17 protein-coding genes and 1 pseudogene are annotated in these 23768 nt (G+C 39.5%); 6 read left to right on the top strand and 12 right to left on the bottom strand.

Translation table 11 applies throughout. The annotated features are described in order from the left end of the window. Window positions 1–70: 70 nt before the first annotated feature. Both OZZ83_RS07705 and OZZ83_RS07700 read right to left on the bottom strand, forming a co-directional pair. Entirely contained in the window at window positions 71–700 is a 630-nt protein-coding gene (locus OZZ83_RS07705; RefSeq protein ID WP_002310475.1) for a nitroreductase family protein, read from the bottom strand. Next, window positions 684–1148, bottom strand: coding sequence for a MarR family winged helix-turn-helix transcriptional regulator (locus tag OZZ83_RS07700; RefSeq protein WP_002310476.1), 465 nt, complete (start codon window positions 1146–1148; stop codon window positions 684–686). Before OZZ83_RS07700 ends, OZZ83_RS07705 begins: the two co-directional genes overlap by 17 nt. A gap of 148 nt (window positions 1149–1296) precedes the next feature. On the opposite strand from OZZ83_RS07700, the gene OZZ83_RS07695 reads away from it, so the two are divergent. After that, window positions 1297–4425: a glucosaminidase domain-containing protein gene (locus tag OZZ83_RS07695; RefSeq protein ID WP_002320449.1), complete on the top strand. Its 3129-nt coding sequence runs from the start codon at window positions 1297–1299 to the stop codon at window positions 4423–4425. A gap of 130 nt (window positions 4426–4555) precedes the next feature. On the opposite strand, the gene OZZ83_RS07690 is transcribed toward OZZ83_RS07695, so the two are convergent. Beyond that, window positions 4556–5824, bottom strand: a complete 1269-nt coding sequence (locus tag OZZ83_RS07690) for a glycoside hydrolase family 73 protein (protein WP_104841604.1) — start codon at window positions 5822–5824, stop codon at window positions 4556–4558. Window positions 5825–6177: 353 nt separating this feature from the next. On the opposite strand from OZZ83_RS07690, the gene OZZ83_RS07685 reads away from it, so the two are divergent. Together OZZ83_RS07685 and nagE are read left to right on the top strand one after the other, a co-directional pair. Next, window positions 6178–7050: a PRD domain-containing protein gene (locus OZZ83_RS07685; RefSeq protein WP_002310480.1), complete on the top strand. Its 873-nt coding sequence runs from the start codon at window positions 6178–6180 to the stop codon at window positions 7048–7050. Continuing rightward, window positions 7047–9005, top strand: a complete 1959-nt coding sequence (nagE, locus tag OZZ83_RS07680; protein WP_278023586.1) for an N-acetylglucosamine-specific PTS transporter subunit IIBC — start codon at window positions 7047–7049, stop codon at window positions 9003–9005. The genes OZZ83_RS07685 and nagE overlap by 4 nt, the downstream gene beginning before the upstream one ends. A gap of 340 nt (window positions 9006–9345) precedes the next feature. Here nagE and OZZ83_RS07675 read toward each other — a convergent pair whose 3' ends face one another. Further along, window positions 9346–10191 (bottom strand): SDR family oxidoreductase, encoded by an 846-nt coding sequence (locus tag OZZ83_RS07675; RefSeq protein WP_002314310.1) that lies wholly within the window; start codon window positions 10189–10191, stop codon window positions 9346–9348. A 122-nt stretch (window positions 10192–10313) separates the two neighbouring features. Here OZZ83_RS07675 and OZZ83_RS07670 point away from each other — a divergent pair, with 122 nt between their 5' ends. Next, entirely contained in the window at window positions 10314–10781 is a 468-nt protein-coding gene (locus tag OZZ83_RS07670; RefSeq protein ID WP_002314309.1) for an Rrf2 family transcriptional regulator, read from the top strand. A gap of 261 nt (window positions 10782–11042) precedes the next feature. Here the strand turns inward: OZZ83_RS07670 and OZZ83_RS07665 are convergent, their stop codons facing one another. Next, the gene (locus OZZ83_RS07665; protein ID WP_002310484.1) at window positions 11043–11525 is read right to left on the bottom strand and encodes a GyrI-like domain-containing protein; all 483 of its coding nucleotides are present in this window, start codon (window positions 11523–11525) and stop codon (window positions 11043–11045) included. A gap of 98 nt (window positions 11526–11623) precedes the next feature. Next, window positions 11624–12487 (bottom strand): AraC family transcriptional regulator, encoded by an 864-nt coding sequence (locus OZZ83_RS07660; RefSeq protein ID WP_002310485.1) that lies wholly within the window; start codon window positions 12485–12487, stop codon window positions 11624–11626. Window positions 12488–13086: 599 nt separating this feature from the next. Between OZZ83_RS07660 and OZZ83_RS07655 the strand changes: the two are divergent. Continuing rightward, a pseudogene (locus OZZ83_RS07655) lies at window positions 13087–13929 on the top strand (SWIM zinc finger family protein); the annotation flags it as partial. 688 nt (window positions 13930–14617) lie between these two features. Here OZZ83_RS07655 and xylB read toward each other — a convergent pair. The 6 genes from xylB to xylA all read right to left on the bottom strand — a co-directional run bounded on the left by xylB (window position 14618) and on the right by xylA (window position 22170). After that, window positions 14618–16099, bottom strand: coding sequence for a xylulokinase (gene xylB, locus OZZ83_RS07650; protein ID WP_002335291.1), 1482 nt, complete (start codon window positions 16097–16099; stop codon window positions 14618–14620). Between the two features lie 63 nt (window positions 16100–16162). After that, window positions 16163–16996: a carbohydrate ABC transporter permease gene (locus OZZ83_RS07645; RefSeq protein WP_002320451.1), complete on the bottom strand. Its 834-nt coding sequence runs from the start codon at window positions 16994–16996 to the stop codon at window positions 16163–16165. Beyond that, window positions 16989–17903 (bottom strand): carbohydrate ABC transporter permease, encoded by a 915-nt coding sequence (locus tag OZZ83_RS07640; protein ID WP_252706746.1) that lies wholly within the window; start codon window positions 17901–17903, stop codon window positions 16989–16991. The genes OZZ83_RS07645 and OZZ83_RS07640 overlap by 8 nt, the downstream gene beginning before the upstream one ends. Before the next feature lie 40 nt (window positions 17904–17943). Continuing rightward, on the bottom strand, window positions 17944–19242 hold the full coding sequence (locus OZZ83_RS07635; protein ID WP_002320454.1) for an ABC transporter substrate-binding protein: 1299 nt from the start codon (window positions 19240–19242) through the stop codon (window positions 17944–17946). Next, complete coding sequence (locus tag OZZ83_RS07630) at window positions 19239–20849, bottom strand: glycoside hydrolase family 43 protein (RefSeq protein WP_278023582.1); 1611 nt, start codon at window positions 20847–20849, stop codon at window positions 19239–19241. The genes OZZ83_RS07635 and OZZ83_RS07630 overlap by 4 nt, the downstream gene beginning before the upstream one ends. A gap of 13 nt (window positions 20850–20862) precedes the next feature. Then, window positions 20863–22170, bottom strand: a complete 1308-nt coding sequence (gene xylA, locus OZZ83_RS07625; protein WP_325066038.1) for a xylose isomerase — start codon at window positions 22168–22170, stop codon at window positions 20863–20865. Window positions 22171–22391: 221 nt separating this feature from the next. On the opposite strand from xylA, the gene OZZ83_RS07620 reads away from it, so the two are divergent. Continuing rightward, window positions 22392–23552, top strand: coding sequence for an ROK family transcriptional regulator (locus OZZ83_RS07620; protein WP_002310498.1), 1161 nt, complete (start codon window positions 22392–22394; stop codon window positions 23550–23552). Window positions 23553–23768 lie beyond the last annotated feature (216 nt).

Here is a 23768-nt window from a genome sequence, read left to right as displayed (position 1 = left end):
TCCTTTTTTATTAGGTTACCACACACGATTCAAAAAAAGCAATAGCTACTGAACAGTAACTGAAAACCTTTTATTTGAACGTAGTGATCTTTTCTGGTGCTAAACGTACAGACTCGTAACCTTCTTCTACCGCTTTTCCTATTGATAAAATAATAACTGGAACATAGCGGTCTTTATCCAAACCAAATGCCTCTGCCAACTGATCTGCTTCGAAGCCACCAATTGGATTTGTTTCATAGCCATGATCACGTGCAACTAACATGAATTGCATAGCCGCTAAGCTAGAATCGACTTTGACTACATCGTTCATTTCTTCTCTTGAAAAACTCTTGTAATAAGGAATGATCGCAGCTAATTGTTGATCTCTGACTTCTTTTGGCATCTTCCCTGATTCGTAAGCTTGGTTATAGATTTCTTCGCCATATTCATAACATTGCATATCGCCAAAAATCATGACCATTGCAGAAGAAGTATCATTTTGTCTCGTATTGAAACGGATCAAAGGACGCAAGATTTCTTTTGCTTCCTCGCTTTCTGCGACTACAAAGCGCCATGGTTGCATATTGACAGAAGAAGGAGCAGTCGTCGCTTCTTTGATCATTTCCAGCATTTCTTCGTGTGGGATTTTGTATGTTTCATCATATACGCGAACGGATCTTCTACCAGTCATAATTGTTGAAAAATCATTTTTTTGTTCCATTATTATTAACCTCTTTCGTTTCTGTTGTTATATTGCAAAGTTGGGTATTCAATTTATCTAAAAGTGTTAGGAATTGTTTCATCTCTACATCGCTGAAAGCTGGGGACAGCACGGAACCTGTATCTTTATGGTCCATTTCACAATGCTCGATTTTCTGCTGGGCTTTTTCTGTCAGTGCTACGTAAACTTCCCGGTTGTTCTGAGGATTTCTCTGACGCGAAACATACCCGTTTGCTTCTAAAACCTTCAGATGACGAGTAACTGCTCCTTGATCAATCTGCAACTTTTCTTGCAAACTGCTTTGCAGCAATGGATTTTCTTCTTTCAGTCTCATCATGATCTCGTATCTAGTAAGACTTATACCGATATTTTCCTCAAAGATCTGGACGATTTTTTGATCGGCTAATTTGATTTGATATAAAAGGTGGCTAATCTCTTCTAAAGACATAATTTCCTCCTCTCCAATAATTGACTAGTCAACGATTGACTTGTCAATAATAGAATAAAAAAAGAAAAAAGTCAAAGAATCAGCTGTGAAATTAAAAAACAAAGGCTTTCAATAGAAATGAGTGTAAATAAAAGAAATCTCTTGTAGAATGAAAAGAAAGAACAATAAAAAAGAAAGAGAGGACAATGATATGAGAAAAAGAAGATTAGCCGCAGTATTTCTCTTAGTGAATGCGACATTGTTACCTAATAGTCTCGTATTTGCTGATACCGTTTTGTCAAATGTTCAAACAACAGAAACATCTGCCCTATCAGAAGATGAAAGCGCACCATCCCAATCAAGCCTATCTGGAGAGAATTCCTATCAAAATCTAGAAGACAGCTCTTCTGCAGTAGAAAATTTCACACCGCCGAAAATCTCTGGAAATCCCTCTTTGCAAGGAGCAAATGGTAGATTTGAACAAATGAAACCTGATAAAATCCACCTTTCAGCTTCAAAACAAACAAAGGAATCGTTCATTCAGCAGCAATCTACTCATAGCTACATTGATGCGCAAGGTGTGTATGAGATTGTCTCTACTGATGTCCAGCTACCCGATGGACAATGTGTGGATAAAGGAACGATCCAACTAGTCATACCAACAGAGCCAACAGAACAAGTCACCAATTATCTGGCCTATTATGTAGCAAAAAAAATCAAAACCTATTCTTTACCCTTGGAAAAATCAGCTGATTTCTTGATGTTTGACGATTCGATCACTCTAGACAAGGAGCATTTTCTTTCTTCCGTACGTGCGTATTACTCGGAAGTTTCAGCTGATCCTATCATTCAAACACATATAAGTATGACAGAAACCTATACGACTCTGAATGAAACAGATATTTATCCTACCTTCTATCGCCAAGAAGAACATCAAAAAATATCTGGACCAGCCCTCATCACAGATAAAGTAGCGTTATCTGATCAAACGACTTGGGTACATATCCAAACAGCAAACTATGAAGGATGGGTAGCAGCGAACTCTGTAACTGCTCATGAGCCAAAAACAGTTCCAGTTGAAGCATCACAAGGTCAGCTTTCTGAATCAACTGTTGCCTCTCTGTCCCTTGATCAAGCTTGGCTAGAACAATCAGAGGAAACCATTTCACATTCAGAAAGTTATCACGTACAAAGAGCAGTCCAAATCAGCAATCAAGTGTTTTATGTGCTGACAGCAAAGGATTCTTCAATCGTTTTTGTCCCACAGAAAGAATTCCAACCAGAGGGTTCAGTATCAGCAGAGACTGATTCCTCAAATGAACAGATAGGAACAGCTGAAAGTACAGCATCTGATTCAAAAGAAACAACTGATTCTTCTTTCCAGCCGCAAAACAAAGTGCCACAGACAGATGAATCTACCTTGCGTACTGCACGTCCATCTATTACTTATAGTACACATGTCAAAAATCGTGGTTGGCTGCCAAATGTTTCTAGCGGTCAACTTTCAGGAACAACAGGTCAATCTTTACAAGTAGAAGCTTTTCGTATCCATCTTTCATCCTCCCTCTCTGGTGCTATTGAATACACCTCTTATGTCCAAGGTTCAGGATGGCAAAATTGGGTAGCTAACGGCGCTATTTCTGGAACGACTGGACAAGTCAAACAGATTGAAGGAATCAATATTCGATTAACTGGACAATTAGCAGCAACTTACAATGTTTATTATAGAGTCCATGTACGAAATTTTGGCTGGCTTCCTTGGACAATGAACGGAAATCCTTCCGGAACACTTGGATACGGTCATCAAATCGAAGCAATTGAAATCCAATTATTGGACAAAAACAGTTCCGGCCCTGCTACCAACGGTATTTCTTATATCGAAAAGGAACCATCCGTATTGGCGAATACTCACGTAACTAACAGAGGTTGGTTAGGCCAGACAGATGCTGCTAATCAAGCTGGTACGACTGGCCAACGGTTAAGTCTTCAAGCAATGCAACTGCGTTTATCTGAAAATACAATTGGTGGCGGTATCACTTATCAATCCCATATCGCTAACAAAGGTTGGGAAACCAACTGGGCACAAAATGGCACGATTTCTGGTACGACTGGACAAAATCTGCCTATTGAGGCGATCCGCATCAATCTGACTGGCACAATCAGCACCCGATATGACGTTTATTATCGTGTACATGCACAAGAATTCGGCTGGATGAACTGGGCAAAGAACGGTGAATCAGCTGGTACACAAGGCTATGCTTACCGTGCAGAAGCGATTCAAATTGTATTAGTAAGGAAAGGTGGAGCCGCACCTGGTGCAACTACTCGCGCCTTTCGTATAGCTCCACCTAGAATCACGTTGCAAGGACATGTATCGAATATTGGCTGGGTAAGCCAAACGAGCCTGAACAACTCGATCAGCTACGCAAATCAAGGAAGACAATTTGAAGCGATTCGCGCAAATTTAGGAACATCAAGGTATACTGGCGGTATCCAATATGATTCACACCTAGCTGACAGCGGTTGGACCAGAACTGTAGCCAATGGAGCAATCTCAGGAACGACTGGACAAAATCGCTCTCTTCAAGCCTTTTCCTTTCAGTTGACAGGAGAACTTGCTGAAAACTATGATATTTATTATCGTGCCTTTGTTCGTTCCAGAGGCTGGTTAGGCTGGGCATCAAATGGACAAAAAGCAGGCTCTGTCAGAATGAATTTGCCTGTTGAAGGTATCCAGCTAACCATTGTTGAAAACGACCGGCGGCCAAGCGGCTATCAGCCAAACCAACTGACGATTCTAGGACAAGTGAACGATCAGACACCTCAGGGAAGATTCATCAATTCCGTCAGCCAAAGTGCGAATCGTATCGCGCCTGCTCATGGCTTGTATACTTCTGTCATGTTGGCTCAAGCAATCCTAGAAACAGGATATGGCACAAGCTATCTAGCTCAGCACGCGAATAACTTCTTTGGGATGAAATTCAAAGACGGCGAAGATGAAGGAAAGTATGGCTATATCTGGCATATATCTAACGAAGTGATCAATGGTGTCGTTGTCCCTGTCAATTCAAAATTTCGGGTCTATCAGTCCACTGACCAATCCTTCTTAGATAATGCCTTAAAATTAAGATATGGTGTTTCTTGGGATCCAAACCGATATGCGGGGACATGGAAAGTCAATGCACGTTCTTATAGAGATGCTACCCGTGCATTAACAGGAACATACGCGACAGATCCTGATTACGGTCAAAAATTGAATAATCTGATCGAATATTGGAAGCTGGATCAATTTGATTGAACGGGCATAAAAAAAGGTTGTGACAACATTCTTGTCACAACCTTTTTTGAGTAAACGATGGTCCAGAAGTACCTTCTTCAAGAATAAGCCGAAATTTCTTGAAGCTGACCACTTCTGTCACAACCTCTTTTTAATAACCATAAAATCCTATTCCTTCATATCTCCAGCCCATTGGCGTTAGCCAATCTCTTTCTTTCGCACTTAAGGTATAGTGATGGGTACCAGTTTTTTCATTTGGATTGAATAGTCGATAGATTGGCTTGGAACCACCAGAATAAAAACTTAGACCTTCATAGCGCCAACCGATTTTTGTTAAAGAGTTGATCTCAGATTGCGCCATTGTGTAATGATGGTCTCCGCTGTAAGGATTGTATAAACGGTAGACAGGCTGTCCACTGTTTGGTGCTTGCCAAGCAATTCCTTCATATTCCCAGCCTACAGTTGGCAGATAATTTTTTTCGCCGGCATTCAATGTATACAAATGCTCTCCTGTATGACGATTATATAAACGATACATTGGAGAAGTTGAAGTTGGTGCTGTATCATACTGCGTCAGATTGTAAGTCTCGATTACATTGTTTAGTGTAGCACCATAATTAGGCGCAGTGGCATAACGACCGGTCAACCAAGCTGTAGCATCCTTGTAAGAGTTCGTATTGCTTTTCCATGCACCAGAATAGTAATACACGCCCGGCTGGAAAGAAGTCGTCTTCAATACCGTCACATTATCTTGTAATGATTCTTTGTACGAAGGATATTTTCTAAAAGCAGCATTTACCGTGATCCATTGTCCATTTACATATTCCGAAGTAGGCATCGTAACAGATTGGCCATTATAGCTTCCTTTGATTCCAAATAGATTGTAATTAGGAGCAGAAGCCAAGGCACTGTTCCCCCAGCCGCTTTCAACGATTGCTTGTGCAATCATGACTGATGCGTATAAGTCATTGGCACTTGCCAAGCTTTGTGCAGTGGACGCAATACTATCAATGAATGCTTGTTGAGAATTAGCAGATGAGCGGGCAGAAAAAGCGTAGCCAGTATAGTTTTCGAATTCAGACAAATCTGCTTGATGGGTATGTGTCAATGTTTGTCCATCTGTCAATTGGTTCGTGATTTCTTCCGCATTCTCTGGATTTTTCTGAGCTTCTGCTGATGTGCTTTCTTCCGTTTGCGGTTGTTCTGTTGTCCCTGTTGTTGATTCTTCAGTTGAAACCGTATTTTCGGAGACAGTAGCTGACTGCAACGTACTTTCTGTATCGTTTTCAATTCCTATTTCTGAAGAACCCGTTGTCTGAGCTGTGACTGTTGCTGTCGTTTCTTCAGCTAGCACGGTTGTGTTGGCAACTGCTAGATTTCCTAAAAGAATAACGCTAAATAATAAATTTCTTGCTTTCATTCTTTTTCTCCTTTAAATATGAAACTTTTCCTAAATAACAGTGTAAATAAAAAAGTAAAAGTAAGTCAATGCTCATAATTAAATAACATACGTTTCTTTATTTTGCGCTCTCAATGTTCCTCATATATTCCATTAAATTACTATAATTATAAAAAAAGAATTGACAAAACATAACTGTCTATATAAAATGATTACGTTAACAATGATTCGTTTCATGTGACTAGATCATACTAGGCATGAAAAATCTCTGAGGAACATGGTTTCCCTAGGAGGTTTTTCGTGTCTATTTTTGTTTGGCCGCAATCAACTGGTCTAGCAAACATGAAAACCAAATCTTCAAAAAGGGTGCGCGCATGAAAATCAAAAAGATCTTTAATCAAAATGCAGTATTGGTAGATGACGGTGGGCAGGAAAAAGTAGCTATTGGAAAAGGAATTGGATTTGACAGAAAAAGAAATGATTTGATCTTTGATCGTGATATTGAACGGATATTCGTCATGGAGCCAGAAGGACAAATCAAATTGCAAAATCTACTCAATCAGATCGATGAACGCTTTTTGTTTGCAGCAGAAACAATCATCGATCATGCGGAAACTGTCTTGATGGAGAAACTGAATGAACATGTGTTGATCGCTTTGACCGACCACATTGCTTTTTCTGCGGAGAACATCAATAACGGTATCGTCATCCGCAACAAGCTTTTGAGAGAAATCGAAGTGCTTTACAGTGATGAATTCAGTATTGCTCAATGGGCAGTAGAATATCTGACAAAAGAGCTTGGGATTCCATACACTTATGACGAAGCAGGATATATCGCAATCCACATCCACAGCGGACGAAGCGGTCGAAATAATAACCATCGCAGTATCCGTGAAGTGACGATTGTATCTGATATCATCCATTTAGTGGAATCAGAATTGGAAACAGATATCCATTCAGAACCATTTTCACTGAATTATTCAAGACTGGTGAATCATTTACGACTGCTTCTACAACGAACCCATGCGCAACAATATGCTGTCTTAGATACGGAAATCGTAGAAATGGTCAAACGAAAATACCCAGAAAGCTATAAGATTTCTAAAAAAATCCGTGTGTTGCTGACCAAAGAATACCAGCTCGCGATCACGAAAGAAGAACTGGGTTACTTGGCCATCCATATCGAGCGTTTAAGAAGCGCAATCGTACAAACAAATGTTAACAATCATGAGGAGGAAAAAAATTGAAAGCATATCTACAACGAATGGGACGTTCCCTTCAACTCCCAGTTGCGGTCTTACCTGCTGCTGCTTTACTAGTAGGGATCGGAAACTGGTGGGCATCTTATAGTAACGACATTGTCGCTCATTTTTTACAAGCTGGCGGTAACGCAGTTTTAGGTCAATTACCTTTGCTGTTTGCCGTTGGGTTAGCACTAGGGATGTCAGTGGACAAATCAGGTGCTGCTGCCTTGGCAGGTTTGGTTGCATTTGAAGTTCCAGTAAATGTTTTAAAAACTGATTCAGTAGCTACTTTATTGAATATCAAACCAGAATCAGTTGATCCATCTTTTGCTCAGATCAGTAACGTATTTATTGGTATTATTGCCGGATTGATTGCGGCAGCTCTTTATAATCGTTTCCACGAAGCAAAATTACCGATGGCTTTATCTTTCTTTAGCGGCAAGCGTTTAGTGCCAATCTTGGCTGCCTTCGTCATGCTGCTGATCAGTGCAGTGCTACTGCTCGTATGGCCTCCGGTTTACTCTGCTTTAGTTTCTTTTGCTAAATTCATTTTGAGTTTAGGTTGGGTTGGTGCAGGTCTTTATGGCTTCTTCAACCGTTTACTGATCCCTACAGGATTGCATCAAGCAATGAACTCCGTGTTCTGGTTTGACGTAGCTGGAATCAATGATATCGGTAAATTCTTGGCTTCTGAAGGAACAAAAGGCGTAACAGGAATGTATCAAGCTGGATTTTTCCCAATCATGATGTTCGGGCTTCCAGCAGGAGCATATGCTATTTACAGAAATGCCCGTCCAGAAAACAAAGCAAAAACAGCTTCATTGATGTTAGCAGCAGCTTTTGCTTCATTCTTTACTGGTGTAACAGAACCACTTGAATTCTCATTTATGTTCGTTGCTTGGCCATTATATGTCTTGCATGCAATTTTCACTGGGATTTCTTTAGCAGTGAGTGCATTCTTCCATTGGACAGCAGGATTTGCCTTTAGTGCCGGATTTGTCGATTACTTCCTATCTTTGAAAAATCCGATTGCGAATCAGCCTTTGATGTTGATCGTCCAAGGGTTAGTAACAGCAGTGATCTACTACTTTGGCTTTAACTTTGCTATCAAAAAATTCCATCTGATGACTCCTGGCCGCGAGGAAGCAGATCTTTCAGATGACGATACTGCAACGACTAATTCAGACAATAAATATGCTGCACAAGCAAACAAAATCTACGCTGCATTAGGCGGAGCTGACAATGTAACTTCAATCGACAACTGTACTACACGTCTTCGTTTGCAAGTCAAAGATACAGGCCTGATCGATCAAAACAAAATCAAAGCCACTGGCGTACCTGGAATGAAAATCATTGATGGGAAAAACGCACAAGTTATTGTAGGAACAGAAGTACAATTCGTCGCAGATGAGATGGCAAAACTACATGGTGGTGCTGCAGCACGACCTGCACAAACAAACACCGTGGTTAAAACAGAAACATTTGCCGGTGGAACGATCGAACAAGATATTTACGCTATCGCAAATGGGAAACTGATTCCAATCACTGAAGTTTCAGATGATGTATTCGCAGAAAAAATGATGGGTGACGGCTATGCTGTATTACCAGAAAATGGAGAAATCTTCTCTCCAATCGCTGGTACGATCACAAACATTTTCCCAACGAAACATGCCGTTGGCATCCAAACTGATTCTGGTATCGAAGTCTTGCTTCATATGGGCATCAACACTGTTGACTTAAAAGGCGAACCATTCACTTTATATGTAGAAGAAGGTCAAAAAGTCGCAAGAGGTCAATTGATTGCTTTAGTTGATCTTGCTGCTATTCAATCTGCAGGCAAAAACACGGATATGGTCGTTGTATTCACAAATGGCGACAAAGTCCAAAGCTTAGAAATCGAACCCGCACGTGATGTAAAAGCAAATGATAAAATCGGCTCTGTTTCCAATAAAGCCTGATCCATCGTCTTCCCCAGACTTTTTTATTGATAAACAAAAGAAGCTGAGACAAAAATCTTGTCTCAGCTTCTTTTTCTGAATAAAAACGGCGTTCTCCTGCCAACTCCGCGGTAATAAGTCCAGCCAAACGAAACATATGAAGAGCTATTTTTATTTGACTCTTCTTATTACTTGATGCAGAACAGCTTTTTTACAACCTCTGGTAAACGGTGTTCAAAAACCAGTTTATCGGCATGAAGTCAAATTTATGCAAAAATGTGGAAAGCCATTTTCATAAAATTTTTCTTCATACTCAAAACTAAGCAGCTTTTTCACAACCTCTTTATATCATCCATTATTCCTAATCCAATATTTCTTTCAATGCTGCTTCAAGAGAGACTAATGGTTTTTCCAAAACTTTTTCTAAATCATCAGAAGAAACAGCTAACTGACCCTTTTTGATATCATGTTGGATCGCTAAAAACATGTCAGCTGCTTCTTGAGGGAATCCGGCTTCTTTTAGATTTTCGACAAACGCTGCATCACTTGCTTCAATAATTTCTAACTCTTTACCTGTCGCACGCGCTAATGCCTTGGCTAATTCTTCATAGTCAGTTAGATGGCCGGATAATTCTAAGATTTCTGGGGAGTCATTCTCTACTAGTACTTTTGCTGCGGCTTCTGCATATTCACGTTTCAATGCCCAACCTGTTTTTCCATTTCCTGCAGCATAAACGAATTGACCAGTTTTTAAAGCTTGCCCAATGATAGGTAATTCATTCTCTACATACCAATTGTTCCGTAAAAATGTATGGGGAATACCTGAATCCTTAATCGTTTTTTCAGTGAATTGGTGATCTGGCGCTAATACACTGATTGAGTGATCGGCATCTGCAAAACTTGTATAAGCGATATAAGATACCCCAGCTGCTTGTGCTGCTTTCACTACATTCTCATGTTCGGCTTGGCGATTTCCTGGAACGCCAGAAACAAAAAGCAATCGATCTATTCCTTCCAATGCTTCTTTCAGTGAATCTAAATCACCATAATCACCAATACGTATATTAAATCCAGCTTCTTTTAGTGCTTCTCCTTTTTCTTCACTACGTACTAGTGCATAAATTTCATTTTGTGGAACCATCTTTTTTAAGAATTCCAGCGCATAACCACCAAAACCTCCAGTTGCTCCTGTTACTAAATAATGCATATTTCCCACTCCTTATTCTTTTTATTTGTTAAGATTTATAGCTGTACATTTATAAATTACACCTTTATCATAAAGAGTGTGGTAAGATAAGTCAAGCAAAAAAAATGAAAGGATGATAATTGATGAAGTATTCTCTGCAATTTAGTGATGCAATCCATGTACTTGCCTATATTGAAATGTTTCAAGATACCCGATTGCTTTCTAGTGAGATGATTGCCAGTAGTATCGAAACAAATGCAGCAAATGTACGTAAAATCATGAGTCAGCTCAAAAAATCCGGCTTGATCCTTACAAAAACCGGAAAACCGCAACCTTCCCTTGCCAAAAGACCAGATCAGATTTCTTTATTAGATGTCTATCGTAGCATTGAAGGTAATACACAGCTTATCCAAGTCGATCCAAAAACAAACCCAAATTGCGTCGTTGGTGCAAATATCCAAGAAGCTTTAGAAGAAAGCTACGCTCGGCTGCAGAAAAAAGCAGAAGAAGAAATGGCTAAGATCACACTTGATAGTCTGATACATAAAATAGCCGTTTTGGAAAAAGAAAAAAGACCAGAAAACACAGGCCTCGTAGAGAGATTTTTATAATTCTCTCTATTGGGCCTGCATTTTTCTGATCAGAATCGTCTACATAAATTCTTTTATTCTCTGGGGGACAAAAGCCTTGTCATGCCTCTTTTCCTCTCTAATGCTCAGGTCAAAGCGCTGAAGTCATGACGTCTTGATAAACGGTGTTCAAGTAGCTGACCCTCGGCATTAGTTCTGAAAAATACAAAATATGGAAAGCTATTTTCCATTTTTCCTCTCTAATGCTCAGGTCAAAACGCTACTTTCACGACCTCTATATTATCATGGTTTGTTGACTACCGGTATCCAGATTTCTCCAATGTATTTCCCATCGGCAACGCCCATTTCGACGACAGCATTCGGTCCCCCAACATAGGCGTAATCTTCTACTTCTCTTAAAACATGTCCAAAGGCCGTATTCGTCAAATCATTCCTTAGTTCTTCAGGCGACTCAGATGAATCGCTTACAACGAGATAGGTTCCTTTTGGAAATGGGATGATTCTCGTAGTGTTAGGAACATCTTGGCTCGTTTGAACACCGACATAGTACATCATTTTCCCGTCATAGGGTTCGTTGACTGTAAAGAAATAATGATTCTCAGCAGCTTTTTTCAAGGTGTCTATTGTTCCGTCACTGATGACTTTTTGCTCAAAGGCTTGCTTCTCTGCTGCCAAACCGACAAAATCTGTATTGCTACTTTTCAATTCCACACCAATACCTGTCACTGCAAACTCTGGTTTTTCTTCAATCTTATACTTTGCCATTTCTCCCACCCTTTCTATTATGTTAAGTTCATCTTACATAAAATTAAAGAGAAATGACACGATTACGCTCTTCTTGTAGGGATACTTTCATTTTTTAACTATTTTTTTGCTTTCACTGCAATCCAAATCTCGCTGTAAACATGACTAAAGTCCTCTCCCCATTTTGTAAAAGAGATCTCGGGAGCTTCAACTAACTCATAATCTGAAGAAGGAAGCCATTCTGCATAGATTTTCCCCCAAGTGTCTTGTAAAGTTTGAGGAAATGGTCCTTTATTAGGAAAAATGGCCCAAGTATGTTCTTCTATAGCAAGCATTTCTAAATCGGCGTACGGATTTTCTTTTGTTGTAGCAAAGCCGATCATGTGCATTAAACTACCCTTTTCTTCCAAGCGGTCTCCATCAAATCCATAAGAAACGTTGATTACTTGATGTGGATATAAATCTCCTAACTTGTGCATCTCTTCCCTTTGAGTCTCCGTAATCGTCTGCACTAACTTTTGTATTTCTTGATTGACTCCTTTAAATTGGACAGGGACTTTTTTCGCCACACCTACCACATAAAACTGTTCTTTCTTTTCGATACGAAATTCCATCGATTTTCCTCCTCTGACATCAATAAAAAATGTCAAGCGTGGAAAAGATTTTTGTATGCCATATCTGCTGATTTCTGAAGGCAGATAACCTGACCAATCACGAAAAGCTCTTGAAAAACCCTCGACTGTTTCATATCCATATCTAAACGCCGTTTCTGTTACTTTTTCCCCACCTAGAAGATCGCGATTAGCCAAAGCCAATCTACGGTTTTTGATATAGTCCATCAGAGACATCCCTGCAATAAACGTAAAGATGCGCTTTAACTGATATTCAGAGATTCCTGTATTTTCGGCTATTTTTTTATAGGTAAGACTTTCTGTCAAATGTTCTTCGATGTAATCAATCAATTGGTTCAGATCTTTAAGCATGTTTATCTTCCTCCTTGCTTGCATTTTTATCATATTATCAAAGAAAGTCAATTACTTGATGAATCAGGAACCAATTTAGTCGGGTATAGAAAAATTTGTATGGATTTAAAGAAAAATCTCAAGCAGCGTTTTGTAACGGATAATTGGTAGTATCTGCCTACTTATGTTTTACCTTTAGAAAAAATGAATTTTGGGGAAGACACATTCTAAGTTAACAAAGCAGGAAAAATATCTTTTATCCCCTTCGTTAAACCGCTTACTATCTACTGTACAAAGCAAGTGGCGATTCGGACTGTTGATACGAACGCTGCTTGAATCTTTCTTTGCGTTACATCATACCTCTTTTATCAATTGGAACAATTATTTATTTCCAACAAAATTCCTTCATTTTTGCCAGATAAATAAAAAAACAAAAAGTTCCATTTTTAAAATACGCTATTTTTTTACTTTTTCTCCCATTATCTAAGAAAAGGAACGCAGAATTAATTTTTGACAATTCGAGAAAAAGTTGCTTCACAGATATAGTAAAATCAGCTACTTTTTTCTTTGACGATTCTTTATACTAAATATAAACAAGTGTTTCATGAAAGGAGAACTATATGAATAATTGGCTTGAGCTTTTTCCTGAAAACATTTTGGAACGCGGGTATAGCTATCATCTGCACGGGTTTGTCAGTCATTTGAACTATACGAGCAAACACTTGACTGCAACAGTTTCTGGCACGGAAGATTATAAGGTAGTGATCACATGGGATGAAAAGATGAATATGACTTGCGATTGTTTATATGCCATAGAAGGAAAAAACTGCAAGCACATGGCCGCTGTCTTATTCGCTTACGAAGAACAACCCATAAAAAAATCCAACTACTCGCTTTCCGAACTCTCTTCCCTTGTTTCTTCCGCTAGTTCCTCTCTTGTACGGGAACTTTTAACAGAGATTCTTATAGAACATCCGCAATTTATCGAACGCTTCAAAGAGAAAATCCCGCTCCATGCAATAAACTACACAGATAAATTAGCAACGATCGCCCACAAATACGATCATCCTATCGGAAAAAATAAAAACAGGAAAACAGCGAAGTTCATCATGGAGATGCGAAAGTTCATCCAAGAAGCTGTTGAGTCGCTTATACAGCAAAATGCCTATCTTCCCGCATTCGAATTGATCAATGAAGTGATTGCTACTCTTGAAACATGCTATTTGGAGCCTGCGGACGAACGATCACTTCTTCTGATAGAGGACTGTTATTATTTATGGAAAGAATTATTAGCAGAAGTACCCCGTGCAGAAAAAAGGCAAATGTTCTCTTGGTTCGTCTGCCAAGTCGATCATACTGACGCCTCTTATTCAAAAAACTACTCCATAAAAATCCTGAAAGAAGAATTTCAGGAAAAAGAGTTTGCTAGCCAAAAGAAAAAAATAGCCAAAAAACGAAAAGAATCTGTAAAAAAAGGCGAGCTCCACAAAAAAGAACAAACACACGCGGAAAAGCAGTCTAAATCCATCAAAAAAACAACTGGCTCTACTTTAAAAAATACGGATGATACAAGTAAAATAGAAAATTTGAAAAAACGTTTATTAGCATCTGACAGTGTCCACTTCCCTACATTGGAAAAACTAAAAAACGCATGTCCACCTGAAACATGGCCGATCATACGTAATGAACTGTTTTCAGCTCTTAAATATCATAAAAATGTGGATCGTTTTTATGCAGCAGAAGATTGTTATGATTTATTGTGGGATTATGTAAAAAGTACAGACAGATTGATCATGGTCGATCGGTACTTTGATATCTTGAAAAACTATTGTCCTAAACAGTTATTACAAAAATATGAATTTGAATTACGTCAAAACGTAGCTAATTTTGCGACAAAATTGGAATACCAAAAACTTGGCAACCAAATAGAAAAAATGGCTAGCTTGCCAAACGGACTTGTGACAGCTAAATTGTTGACCAAAGAACTTCGAGAAAAATATCCGCGCAGAAAAGCATTGATTGCTGAGATGAAAAGAATCGAACCAAGGTTGAAATAAAGAAGATGGAAGAGGTTGTGACAGAAGTGGTCAGATTCAAGAAAGAAGAAGAGACTGTGACAAAACTTTTGTCACAGCCCTTCTGTTTTATAAATTATAAGTTATGACAGATTTCCTTCGTTGCTGGATAGATTTTTCGGTATTGTTGATAGATTTTACGATACTTTTCTACATTTTGTGAGAGAGGTTCCACTGCATCTGTATATTGGATAAAAGTCTGACAACAGCTTTCAGGTGTATCGAACCACCCTAATCCTAGTGCAGCAATCATTGTTGCGCCTAATGCAGGTCCTTCCTCCACACTTAAACAATAGACCGTTGCATCAAAAATATCTGCTTGGATTTGTAGCCATGCAAGATTTTTTGCGCCTCCTCCCACCGAAACAATACGTGTAAATCTGCGACTCGCTAGTTCTTCCATCAACTGTTGCGAATCTTTCAATGAAAAGGTGATTCCTTCCAACACCGCTCGGGTAAAATGGCTAAGTGTATGTCGAGTATCCATACCAATGAAACTCCCCCGTATCTGACTATCGGCGTACGGTGTTCGTTCTCCTGAGAGATAGGGTGTGAACAATAATCCATTTGAACCTGGCTCGATCTTTTCGATTCCTTGCAGCAGTTCGTCAAAAGAAAGTCCTTTGGCAAAAGTCTTTTTGAACCAATTGAGACTGTGTCCCGCAGCTAATGTCACTCCCATAGAATAATAAGCATCATTTATTGCATGATGGAATAAATGGAGTTTGCCTTCATAAGACTTTTGGTTATTTTTCTCATAAGACAAAAATACTCCTGAGGTTCCAATACTGACCATAGCTGCGCCATCTTGGATGATCCCAGCACCTAAAGCAGCACATGCATTGTCTGCTCCGCCAGCAAATACCTTTACTTCTTTGTGAAAACCAAATTGTTCTGCTAGTTCTTTGCGTACCGATCCAATGCAAGTAGTAGAAGATACAAGCGGAGGCAGTATTTTAGGAGAGATATGGAAAGTCTGTAAGAGCTCCTCAGACCATGTTTTTCTTTCCATATCAAGTAATAACGTACCTGCAGCATCTGAATAATCCATCTGCTGGTTTCCTGTCAGCCAAAATCCAAGGTAATCTTTCGGCAATAAAACATGACGAACATTTGACCATAATTCCGGCTCATTTTCTTGAAGCCATAGCATTTTAGGCAACGTAAAACCTTCTAATGCGCGATTATTGGTAATCTCAAGTAATCGATCACCAAAGTTTTCCATTATTTCTTCACACTCTTTGGTTGTACGCACATCATTCCATAAAATCGCATTTCTTAACGGTTGGTTTGCTTCATCTAGTACGACTAAACTGTGCATTTGACCAGAAAAACTGATTCCTTCTAATTTTTGAGTAAAATCTGGCACTTTTTCAGCTAATTCTTCGATCACTTGACCACAAGCTTGGATCCAGTCTTTAGGATCTTGTTCACTAAATCCAGCTTCTGGTTGTAGCAACGGATAGTCTTCGCTCGCCGCACCCTGGATCGTCCCATTCCTATCCATTACTAATCCCTTCAATGAACTAGTTCCTAGATCAATACCTAAAATATACATTTAACCACCTGCCTTGTTTTTATTATAAATATCAAAAGCGACTGCTGACAATGTCTGTTTTTCCTATTCTTTGATCCCACCTGCAGTCACGCCACCTATAATGTACTTCGATAAAAACAGATAAATCAGCAGAAGCGGTGCGATACTGAGAGAAATCCCTAGATACATACTGCCGAATTCTGTACGATAGACATCGGTTTTTAACAGCTGGATCAACATCGGCAAGGTAAATTTGTCAGTATCGTTGATCAAGATCAGTGGCATCAAAAAATTGTTCCAAGTAGTCACGAATGAAAATATAGCCATCGTCGCTAATCCCGGTTTCATCAAAGGAAGCATCACTTTATGGAAAATCTTCAGCTCTCCTGCACCATCTAAACGCGCTGAATCTGCCAAATCGGAATGATAGACAGTCTCCAGATATTGTTTCAAAAAGAAGACAGTCGTAGGCGATGCAATCGCTGGAAAGATCAATGGAATATAGCTATTCAGCAAATCCAACCGATTCATAAATTGATAAAAACCAATCATACTGATCTGCTGAGGAATCATGATCAATCCAAGAATAACGGCAAAAGCAAGCCTTTTTCCTTTGAAGCGATAAGCAATCAATCCGTACGCAGTCAAGGCAGAGAAATAAACATTCAATAACGTAGCACCAGCTGAGATCACCAAACTATTTTGGAATCCGTTGAACACATCGAATCCTTTATTCCTCAAAACATGCCAATTCGCTGCTAACTGTGTTCCCGGAAGTAAGGATAGCCCTTGTTGTATTTGCTCTGCTGAACGTGTGGAATTCATCAGAACGACCCAAAAGGGAAAAATACTCAAAAACGTCAGTAACAACATGAATCCATAAATCAGCAGACGTTGCAACCGATAGTGTTTATCCATTTCTTCCCCTCACTTTGCTCTTTTCTTGGAAAAACCGGAAAAGCAATGTACTCAAAAGAATCGACATCCCTAACAAAATGACAGAGGCTGTCGCAGCAATCTGAAAATTCCGACTACCAGTAAACGCTTGTTTGTAGATGAACATTGTAATCGTATTGACACTATTGTCAGGATTTCCGTTAGTCAATAAAAACGGGATATCGAACATCTGCAGACCCCCAATCAATGACGTCACTAAAGTATACAGCATGATAGGTTTCAATAACGGCAACGTAATCTTTCGAAAAATCTGAGCATCACTTGCACCATCAACCATAGCAGATTCGAAAAGCGACTGATCGATACTTAATATCCCTGAAACAAGCACGATCGTTGTCTGTCCATACCACATCCAAAACTGAATAAAAGAGACAATCAAGCGTGTACTTGCCACACTTCGGAAAAAATCAAACGGTCGCTCCAACACGCCTAAATGAGTCAGGACCAAATTCATCGGCCCCATCGGAAAGCTGAACAACGCAAAAAATAGAACGGCTACAGACGCTGCTGTAATAATGTTTGGCAAATAGAAAATGATTTTAAAGAAACCAGTCCCTTTCAACTTCAATTTGAGATTTGTAAACCAAGCAGCCAAAAGGAGCGCCAACGTAATCTGAGGGACAAAATTCACACCCCAAAGAATCAACGTGTTTCTGATTGATTGAAGGAACAATGCATTGTTCAAAAGATTGACATAGTTTTCGAAACCGACGATCGAGGCTTCTGTAATCCATCCTTTCAAATCTGTGAAGCTTAAAAAAATAGTATAGAAGATTGGATAAAGCTGAAATACTAGAAATGCTAAGAAAAATGGGGCAATGAATAATAAACCATAACGATTGTAGCGCTCAAATCTAGCTTTTTTCACTCGAATCTCCTTTCTTGTACCTTTTAGACAACTGTCCCAACTAATCGATTTCTAAATCAGGATAAGCATTTGCTACGGCATCTTTGAAATTTTGGATAGCCGATTCTTTGTCCGTCTCTCCTTTAGAATAAGGTGTCAAGCAATGGTCGATAAACAACGTTTCGATTGTTTGATCATATTCAGTCAGAATTTTTGCATTGATTGATTGGACCATTTCAGAAAACTCATCATAATGGTTTTGCCCGCCCAGAAAGTCTTCTTGGTAAGACGATTTGATTGCTTCTACTACCCGTTCATTCGATACGAAGTCTCCCGTATCTTTTGCCCATTGTTCCAAAAATTCTGGATCAGTAGTTAGATATTGGATCAGCGCTGCCGCTTCTTCTTTCATTTCTGAGGTGTCCGTGGCACCGATCCATGTACCACCCCAAAACCAAGAAGAAGGTCCTTGGATCATCCGCCAATCCCCTTCTGTTGTTCTAGAGCCGTCTGCAGAAGTAGCATTTTGTTTCAACCAATAATGTAATCCCCATGTAGGCAGACTATATCCAAAGTCTGTCTCGCCATTCATTCCAGCAAACCATGCTTCTGATTGACCTTCTGTATCTTTCGTCAAATCTTCTTCAACAAATCGCCGTGAAATATCCATTAATTCATGAAGTTTATCATCGATGATTAGCTTTTCATCTTCCACCCATCCTGATTCCCGCATACCAAAAAATGGTTTTGCTAAGTCTTGGACACTGGAGATCATCTGGACAGTCCCACCACTGTTTTCTTTGACTTCTTTTGCCACTTCATAAAATTTCTCGTAATCAGCTATTTGCTCTTGCATCTGGTCTGCATCTGTAATCCCTAAAAGTGATTCTGCTAGAGAAGCACGATAATAAAATCCGCCAGGCGCTGCTTGCCAAGCTAAAGCATGTAAAGTCCCTTCTCTGCTAGTTCCGACATCCTTGACATATAAGTAGGTATCACTTGCTGCTTCTTCCAGACCGTATTCTCCTAGATCAGCCATCAATCCTGATTCGACATATTTTTTTACGAACGCAGATTCTAAGGCAATGACATCAGGTGCATTTCTTGTTCCTAACACTGGATCTAATTTTGTCTCAAACTGATCAGAAGGAATCTCTACGATCTTTATCTCGTAATCCAAAGATTCATGAGCTGGCAAATAATACTCATTGATCATCGTCGAAAGTTCGTCTGTGAACGTCCACACAGTCAATTCTAAATTGTCTTCTGAAGAACGTTCAGATCCCGTTCCACAAGCAGTTAGTACGCCTATCAGACTGACTCCTAATAGAGCGACACTCAGCTTCTTCCATTGTTTCATGGCTTCCCTCCTTTTTCTTCATACGAAAAGAAATCAAAATCTGCAGCCAGTCTTGTGCCGGAAGTATCGATGGCAAACATACCGACAAATGCTCCCGTGAAAAATCCTTCTTGGGTTTCAGCAGTATAATCATCGGAAAGTTTTAAGCTATCAAAAGTATGACCAACGTCTATCCATACTTTCCCGTCGAATGAATAAGAATAATGATATGTCTCATAAGAAACAATAGTTTTTAAATATACAGCGCTTACATTATCGGGTGTGGGGATAATTCCGACTGGTTCACATAATTGTCCGTTGTCACAATCTAAAAGAGCGATGACCCGTCCCTTCTCTTCATCATGTGTAAGATGGATGCTTGACCAGTTCTTAGTATTGTAATAATTCGTCATTCCTGCTAGTTGCATAAAATTCTCAGGTGAACATTCTACTTTCGTCACGGCTTCAAATGAAAAATGCTGCCATCGTCTAGCAACTAAAGATTTGGTGAACAGCGAATGGAATGATTCTCGACCAAACAGTCTCAAATAACCTTTTCGCTCAGTCAAACTACCGATTTCTTCAGTAAAGGGAATCCTTAATGTTTGAAAATGCAGAGGGAGCTGTTCTTGATCGAATGATTCTTTGATAGGAGTTTTTTCCCACATCTGTTCTGGTATGGACGGGCTTTCCACTGTATTTTTTGGAAAATTCCCTCCAGTTATATACGGCCATCCCCCTTTCCACTCTATTTTTTGGATCGCAGTTTCCCTTCCTAAGGGGCAATACCCTCTGTTTTCTAAAAGCGGTGTTTCTTTGTATTTTAGTGGTCTAGCTGTCAAATGGACAAAATACCATTCATCTGTATGTGTCTGAACGAACGACCCATGACCTGCTTTTTGCAAAGGCAGTTCGGGATATGACCAAGAAGTAATCAACGGATTCTCTGGATGGATCTCGTACGGACCCTCGATTTTCTTTGATCGGGCAATGGTTGCCGCATGTTCATACTTCGTGCCACCTTCTGCAGTCAGCAAATAGTAATAGCCGTTGATTTTATAAAGATGAGGTGCTTCTGTCAATTTTCGATTCGTCCCTTTAAAGATGATCTTTGATGGACCAATCAATTTTCTTTCTTCGGGTGAATATTCTTGAAGGGCGATTCCATAAAAAGAATGACGAGTAGGACGATAATCCCAAACCATACTGACCAAGTACTTTTTCCCATCTTCCTCATGGAACAAGGAAGGATCGAATCCTGAGCTATTCAAATAGATTGGATCTGTCCATTTTCCGTCGATGGTATCACATGTAATCAAATAATTGTTCACGTCTTTCCAACTACCACTCAATTCCTTGACATCGGAATAGATCAGCCAGAATTTCCCATCGTGATAACTCAAAGCAGGAGCCCAGACACCTCCAGAATCCGGGTTCCCTAACATATTCAGCTGACTTGTTCGGTTGACAGGCGTACTTACCAAGTGCCAATGTTTTAAATCCTTTGAATGATAGATCATGACACCTGGGAACCATTCAAAAGTAGAAACAGCGATATAATAATCTTTCCCAACACGACAAACACTAGGATCTGGATGGAATCCAGTTAAAATCGGGTTATTTATCATAAAGAATTCCTTTCTATACTAGGTAATCGTTCAAACGCGACTTGATCCATTCTAAGTGACTTGATTCATTCTTTATTTGGTCATGTGCTAAAGCATACTCCGTCAGTGTTTCAAGATCTTCCTGATCCATGACGATCCGTTCTCCCACACCTGATTTATAGCTTGCATAACGTTTTTCTTTGATTGTTTCGAAAAACTCCTCTTCTATCAATCGGGCGGCAGCTTTCAACCCTCGTGCAAAGGTATCCATTCCAGCAATATGCGCAAGTAATAGATCTTCCATCTCAAAGGAAGAACGTCGTACTTTCGAATCGAAGTTGATTCCTCCTGGTGCGATCCCGCCATTTTTCAAAATTTCGTACATGGCTAGCGTCGTGTCATAAATATTGGTTGGAAATTCATCTGTATCCCACCCTAGAAGAAGATCTCCTTGATTGGCATCGACTGATCCCAAAGCATCATAGCATCGGGCAACAGTCAATTCATGTTCAAAGGTGTGGCCTGCCAAAGTCGCATGATTTGCTTCAAGATTGAGTTTGAAGTCTCCTGATAAATCATATTTCTGGATAAATGCCATTGTCGTAGCAGCGTCAAAGTCATATTGATGTTTCGAAGGTTCTTTGGGCTTAGGTTCGATCAAAAATTGCGGTTTATGTTCGATTTTTTCACCATATGCCACCGCCATTTTGAATAACCGCGCAATATTGTCCTGTTCGAATCTCATATCCGTGTTCAGCAAAGACTCATAACCTTCTCGTCCGCCCCAGAAGACGTAGTTCTTTCCATTTAGCTTTTTACTGACATCTAATCCTTTCTTTACTTGAGCTGCAGCGTAGGCAAAAACTTCTGCGTTGCTTGACGAAGCTGCTCCATGGACAAAACGCGGATGAGAAAATAAATTGGCGGTATTCCAAAGCAACTTGATCCCAGTCTGTTCCATTTTTTCTTTGATCAAATCTGTGATGGTATCTATGTTTTGGAAAAATTCTTCTAAAGAATCCCCAGCTGGAGCAATGTCTACATCATGGAAACAGAAATATTCGATATGCAATTTTTCAAGAAGTTCAAAAAATGCTTCTACTCGGTTCTTCGCTGTTTCTAATGGATTTTCGCCTTCCCAAGAGCGAATATTCACAGGGTCGCCGAATGGATCAGATCCGTCTTGCGTCATCGTGTGCCAGTAAGCAGCTGCAAATCGTAAATGTTCTTTCATTGGTTTCCCCAAGATTTCTTGTTCAGGATCATAATGGCGATAAGCAAATGGATTTTCTGTTCTTGGCCCTTCATACTTTACTTCTTTGATCATCGGAAAATAACTCATCTTGTTCCTCCTTGTTTTTAGTTGATTAGTACACTAAACTAATTTACAATTGCATCATAAGCGACTTTCTTTATCTTTGTCAAGCGCTTTCAAAAAATTCATTTGTCATTTAATTGATTCTAATTTTATAACAAATGTTTCATTGTCGAATGGAATAAGACACGCTATACTTTAACATATAACGTTGGTTTTACTAGCAGAGGACCAAGAAAGGAACTTCTATGATCTCAAGTAAATACACGATTCGCGAATTGAATCAAGCAACGCTTTTAAAAACGATTATTGAAAAAAAAGAAGTATTTCGCGCAGAATTAGCCGCTGCAACAGGGTTGAACAAAGCATCTGTGTCAGACATCACTAAAAAACTTCTTGATGATCAGCTGATTGTTGAAACCCGTGTCGGAGATGCCTCCACTGCAGGAGGAAGAAAGCCGATCATGTTGACTTTCAATCCCCAATCTGCCACAGCTCTTTCTTTTGATATTGGCTATAATTATTTAGAAGGAATGCTTTCTTATATTGACGGCACTGTCCTATCTTCGATCTCTAAGCGTCGGATCTCGATTGATGCCACAAACGTGTTTGATCACATTCAAGAGTCAATCCATCAATTGATAAGAGACTTGCCAGAAACGCCACATGGAATTGTCGGGATGACGATTGGTATACACGGCGTAGTTTTCGAAGACCACCCAATTTTTACGCCCTATTATGATCTGCACAAAATCGATTTACAAAAAGAATTAGCTGATCATTATGACTTTCCCATTTACCTACATAACGAAGCAAACTTGGCTGCTTTGGGAGAATATACCTTCTCTTCCCATTATCAAAACCTTGTAAGTATTAGTATACACAGTGGTATTGGTTGCGGGATTGTAGCATCTGGGAAATTGCAAGTCGGCAAACATGGAAAGGCTGGGGAACTTGGTCACTCGATTTTATACCCTGATGGTCGACCTTGTCCTTGTGGGAATTCAGGATGCTTGGAACAATATGCTTCCAGCAAAGCTGTTTATGAAGAATTTGCCCGGTTAAAAGGGTTAGACTATGTCAACTCAGATATCTTGACTGATTATGTCAAAAAGGGAGACACAGATGCCACAGCTCTACTCAAAAAAAATGCTGCCCTGTTAAGCATTGGGATCAATAATATCATCATGATGTATGACCCAGATGTGATCGTCATCAATAGTAAGCTTTACGAAAAAAATCCGCAAATGATCGAACAAATCCATGCGAACTTGACAAGCCAGTTTACGAAAGACATTTTGGTACGCAACACCCGATTGAAAGGCAATGCGATTTTATACGGTGCCCTGGCAGTCACTGCTCAGCACTTTTTGAATATTCGGAAGTTGAAGTTGGGAAAAGAAAAATAACTTTTCTAAAATCAAAAAAAGGACAGCCTTGCTTTAATGAGTACTGACCTTTTTTTGATTGAATATTATTTTTCTATTAACCAATTAGCTATCTCCTAATTCCTCATCGAATGGCATTCTTTTACGTACCAAATGATCATAATGGATGTTCTCGCGGTATAATTGTTTTTCATTTGAACAGCTAGTAATTTGTTCTAATGTTTGAAGTCCTACTAT

This window comes from Enterococcus sp. E5-162, assembly GCF_035725965.1.
Classification (GTDB): Bacteria; Bacillota; Bacilli; order Lactobacillales; family Enterococcaceae; genus Enterococcus_B; species Enterococcus_B lactis.
This window is presented reverse-complemented; position numbering and strand designations above follow the sequence as displayed.

What these genes read in the sequence shown, in the direction of transcription:
- OZZ83_RS07700 (WP_002310476.1), bottom strand. Translation starts at nt 1,148, where the DNA reads ATGTCTTTAGAAGAGATTAGCCACCTTTTATATCAAATCAAATTAGCC.
- OZZ83_RS07620 (WP_002310498.1), top strand. Translation starts at nt 22,392, where the DNA reads ATGATCTCAAGTAAATACACGATTCGCGAATTGAATCAAGCAACGCTT.
- OZZ83_RS07685 (WP_002310480.1), top strand. Translation starts at nt 6,178, where the DNA reads ATGAAAATCAAAAAGATCTTTAATCAAAATGCAGTATTGGTAGATGAC.
- OZZ83_RS07630 (WP_278023582.1), bottom strand. Translation starts at nt 20,849, where the DNA reads ATGATAAATAACCCGATTTTAACTGGATTCCATCCAGATCCTAGTGTT.
- OZZ83_RS07660 (WP_002310485.1), bottom strand. Translation starts at nt 12,487, where the DNA reads ATGCTTAAAGATCTGAACCAATTGATTGATTACATCGAAGAACATTTG.
- OZZ83_RS07665 (WP_002310484.1), bottom strand. Translation starts at nt 11,525, where the DNA reads ATGGCAAAGTATAAGATTGAAGAAAAACCAGAGTTTGCAGTGACAGGT.
- OZZ83_RS07635 (WP_002320454.1), bottom strand. Translation starts at nt 19,242, where the DNA reads ATGAAACAATGGAAGAAGCTGAGTGTCGCTCTATTAGGAGTCAGTCTG.
- OZZ83_RS07705 (WP_002310475.1), bottom strand. Translation starts at nt 700, where the DNA reads ATGGAACAAAAAAATGATTTTTCAACAATTATGACTGGTAGAAGATCC.
- OZZ83_RS07670 (WP_002314309.1), top strand. Translation starts at nt 10,314, where the DNA reads ATGAAGTATTCTCTGCAATTTAGTGATGCAATCCATGTACTTGCCTAT.
- xylA (WP_325066038.1), bottom strand. Translation starts at nt 22,170, where the DNA reads ATGAGTTATTTTCCGATGATCAAAGAAGTAAAGTATGAAGGGCCAAGA.
- OZZ83_RS07675 (WP_002314310.1), bottom strand. Translation starts at nt 10,191, where the DNA reads ATGCATTATTTAGTAACAGGAGCAACTGGAGGTTTTGGTGGTTATGCG.
- OZZ83_RS07690 (WP_104841604.1), bottom strand. Translation starts at nt 5,824, where the DNA reads ATGAAAGCAAGAAATTTATTATTTAGCGTTATTCTTTTAGGAAATCTA.
- OZZ83_RS07645 (WP_002320451.1), bottom strand. Translation starts at nt 16,996, where the DNA reads ATGGATAAACACTATCGGTTGCAACGTCTGCTGATTTATGGATTCATG.
- xylB (WP_002335291.1), bottom strand. Translation starts at nt 16,099, where the DNA reads ATGTATATTTTAGGTATTGATCTAGGAACTAGTTCATTGAAGGGATTA.
- OZZ83_RS07695 (WP_002320449.1), top strand. Translation starts at nt 1,297, where the DNA reads ATGAAAAGAAAGAACAATAAAAAAGAAAGAGAGGACAATGATATGAGA.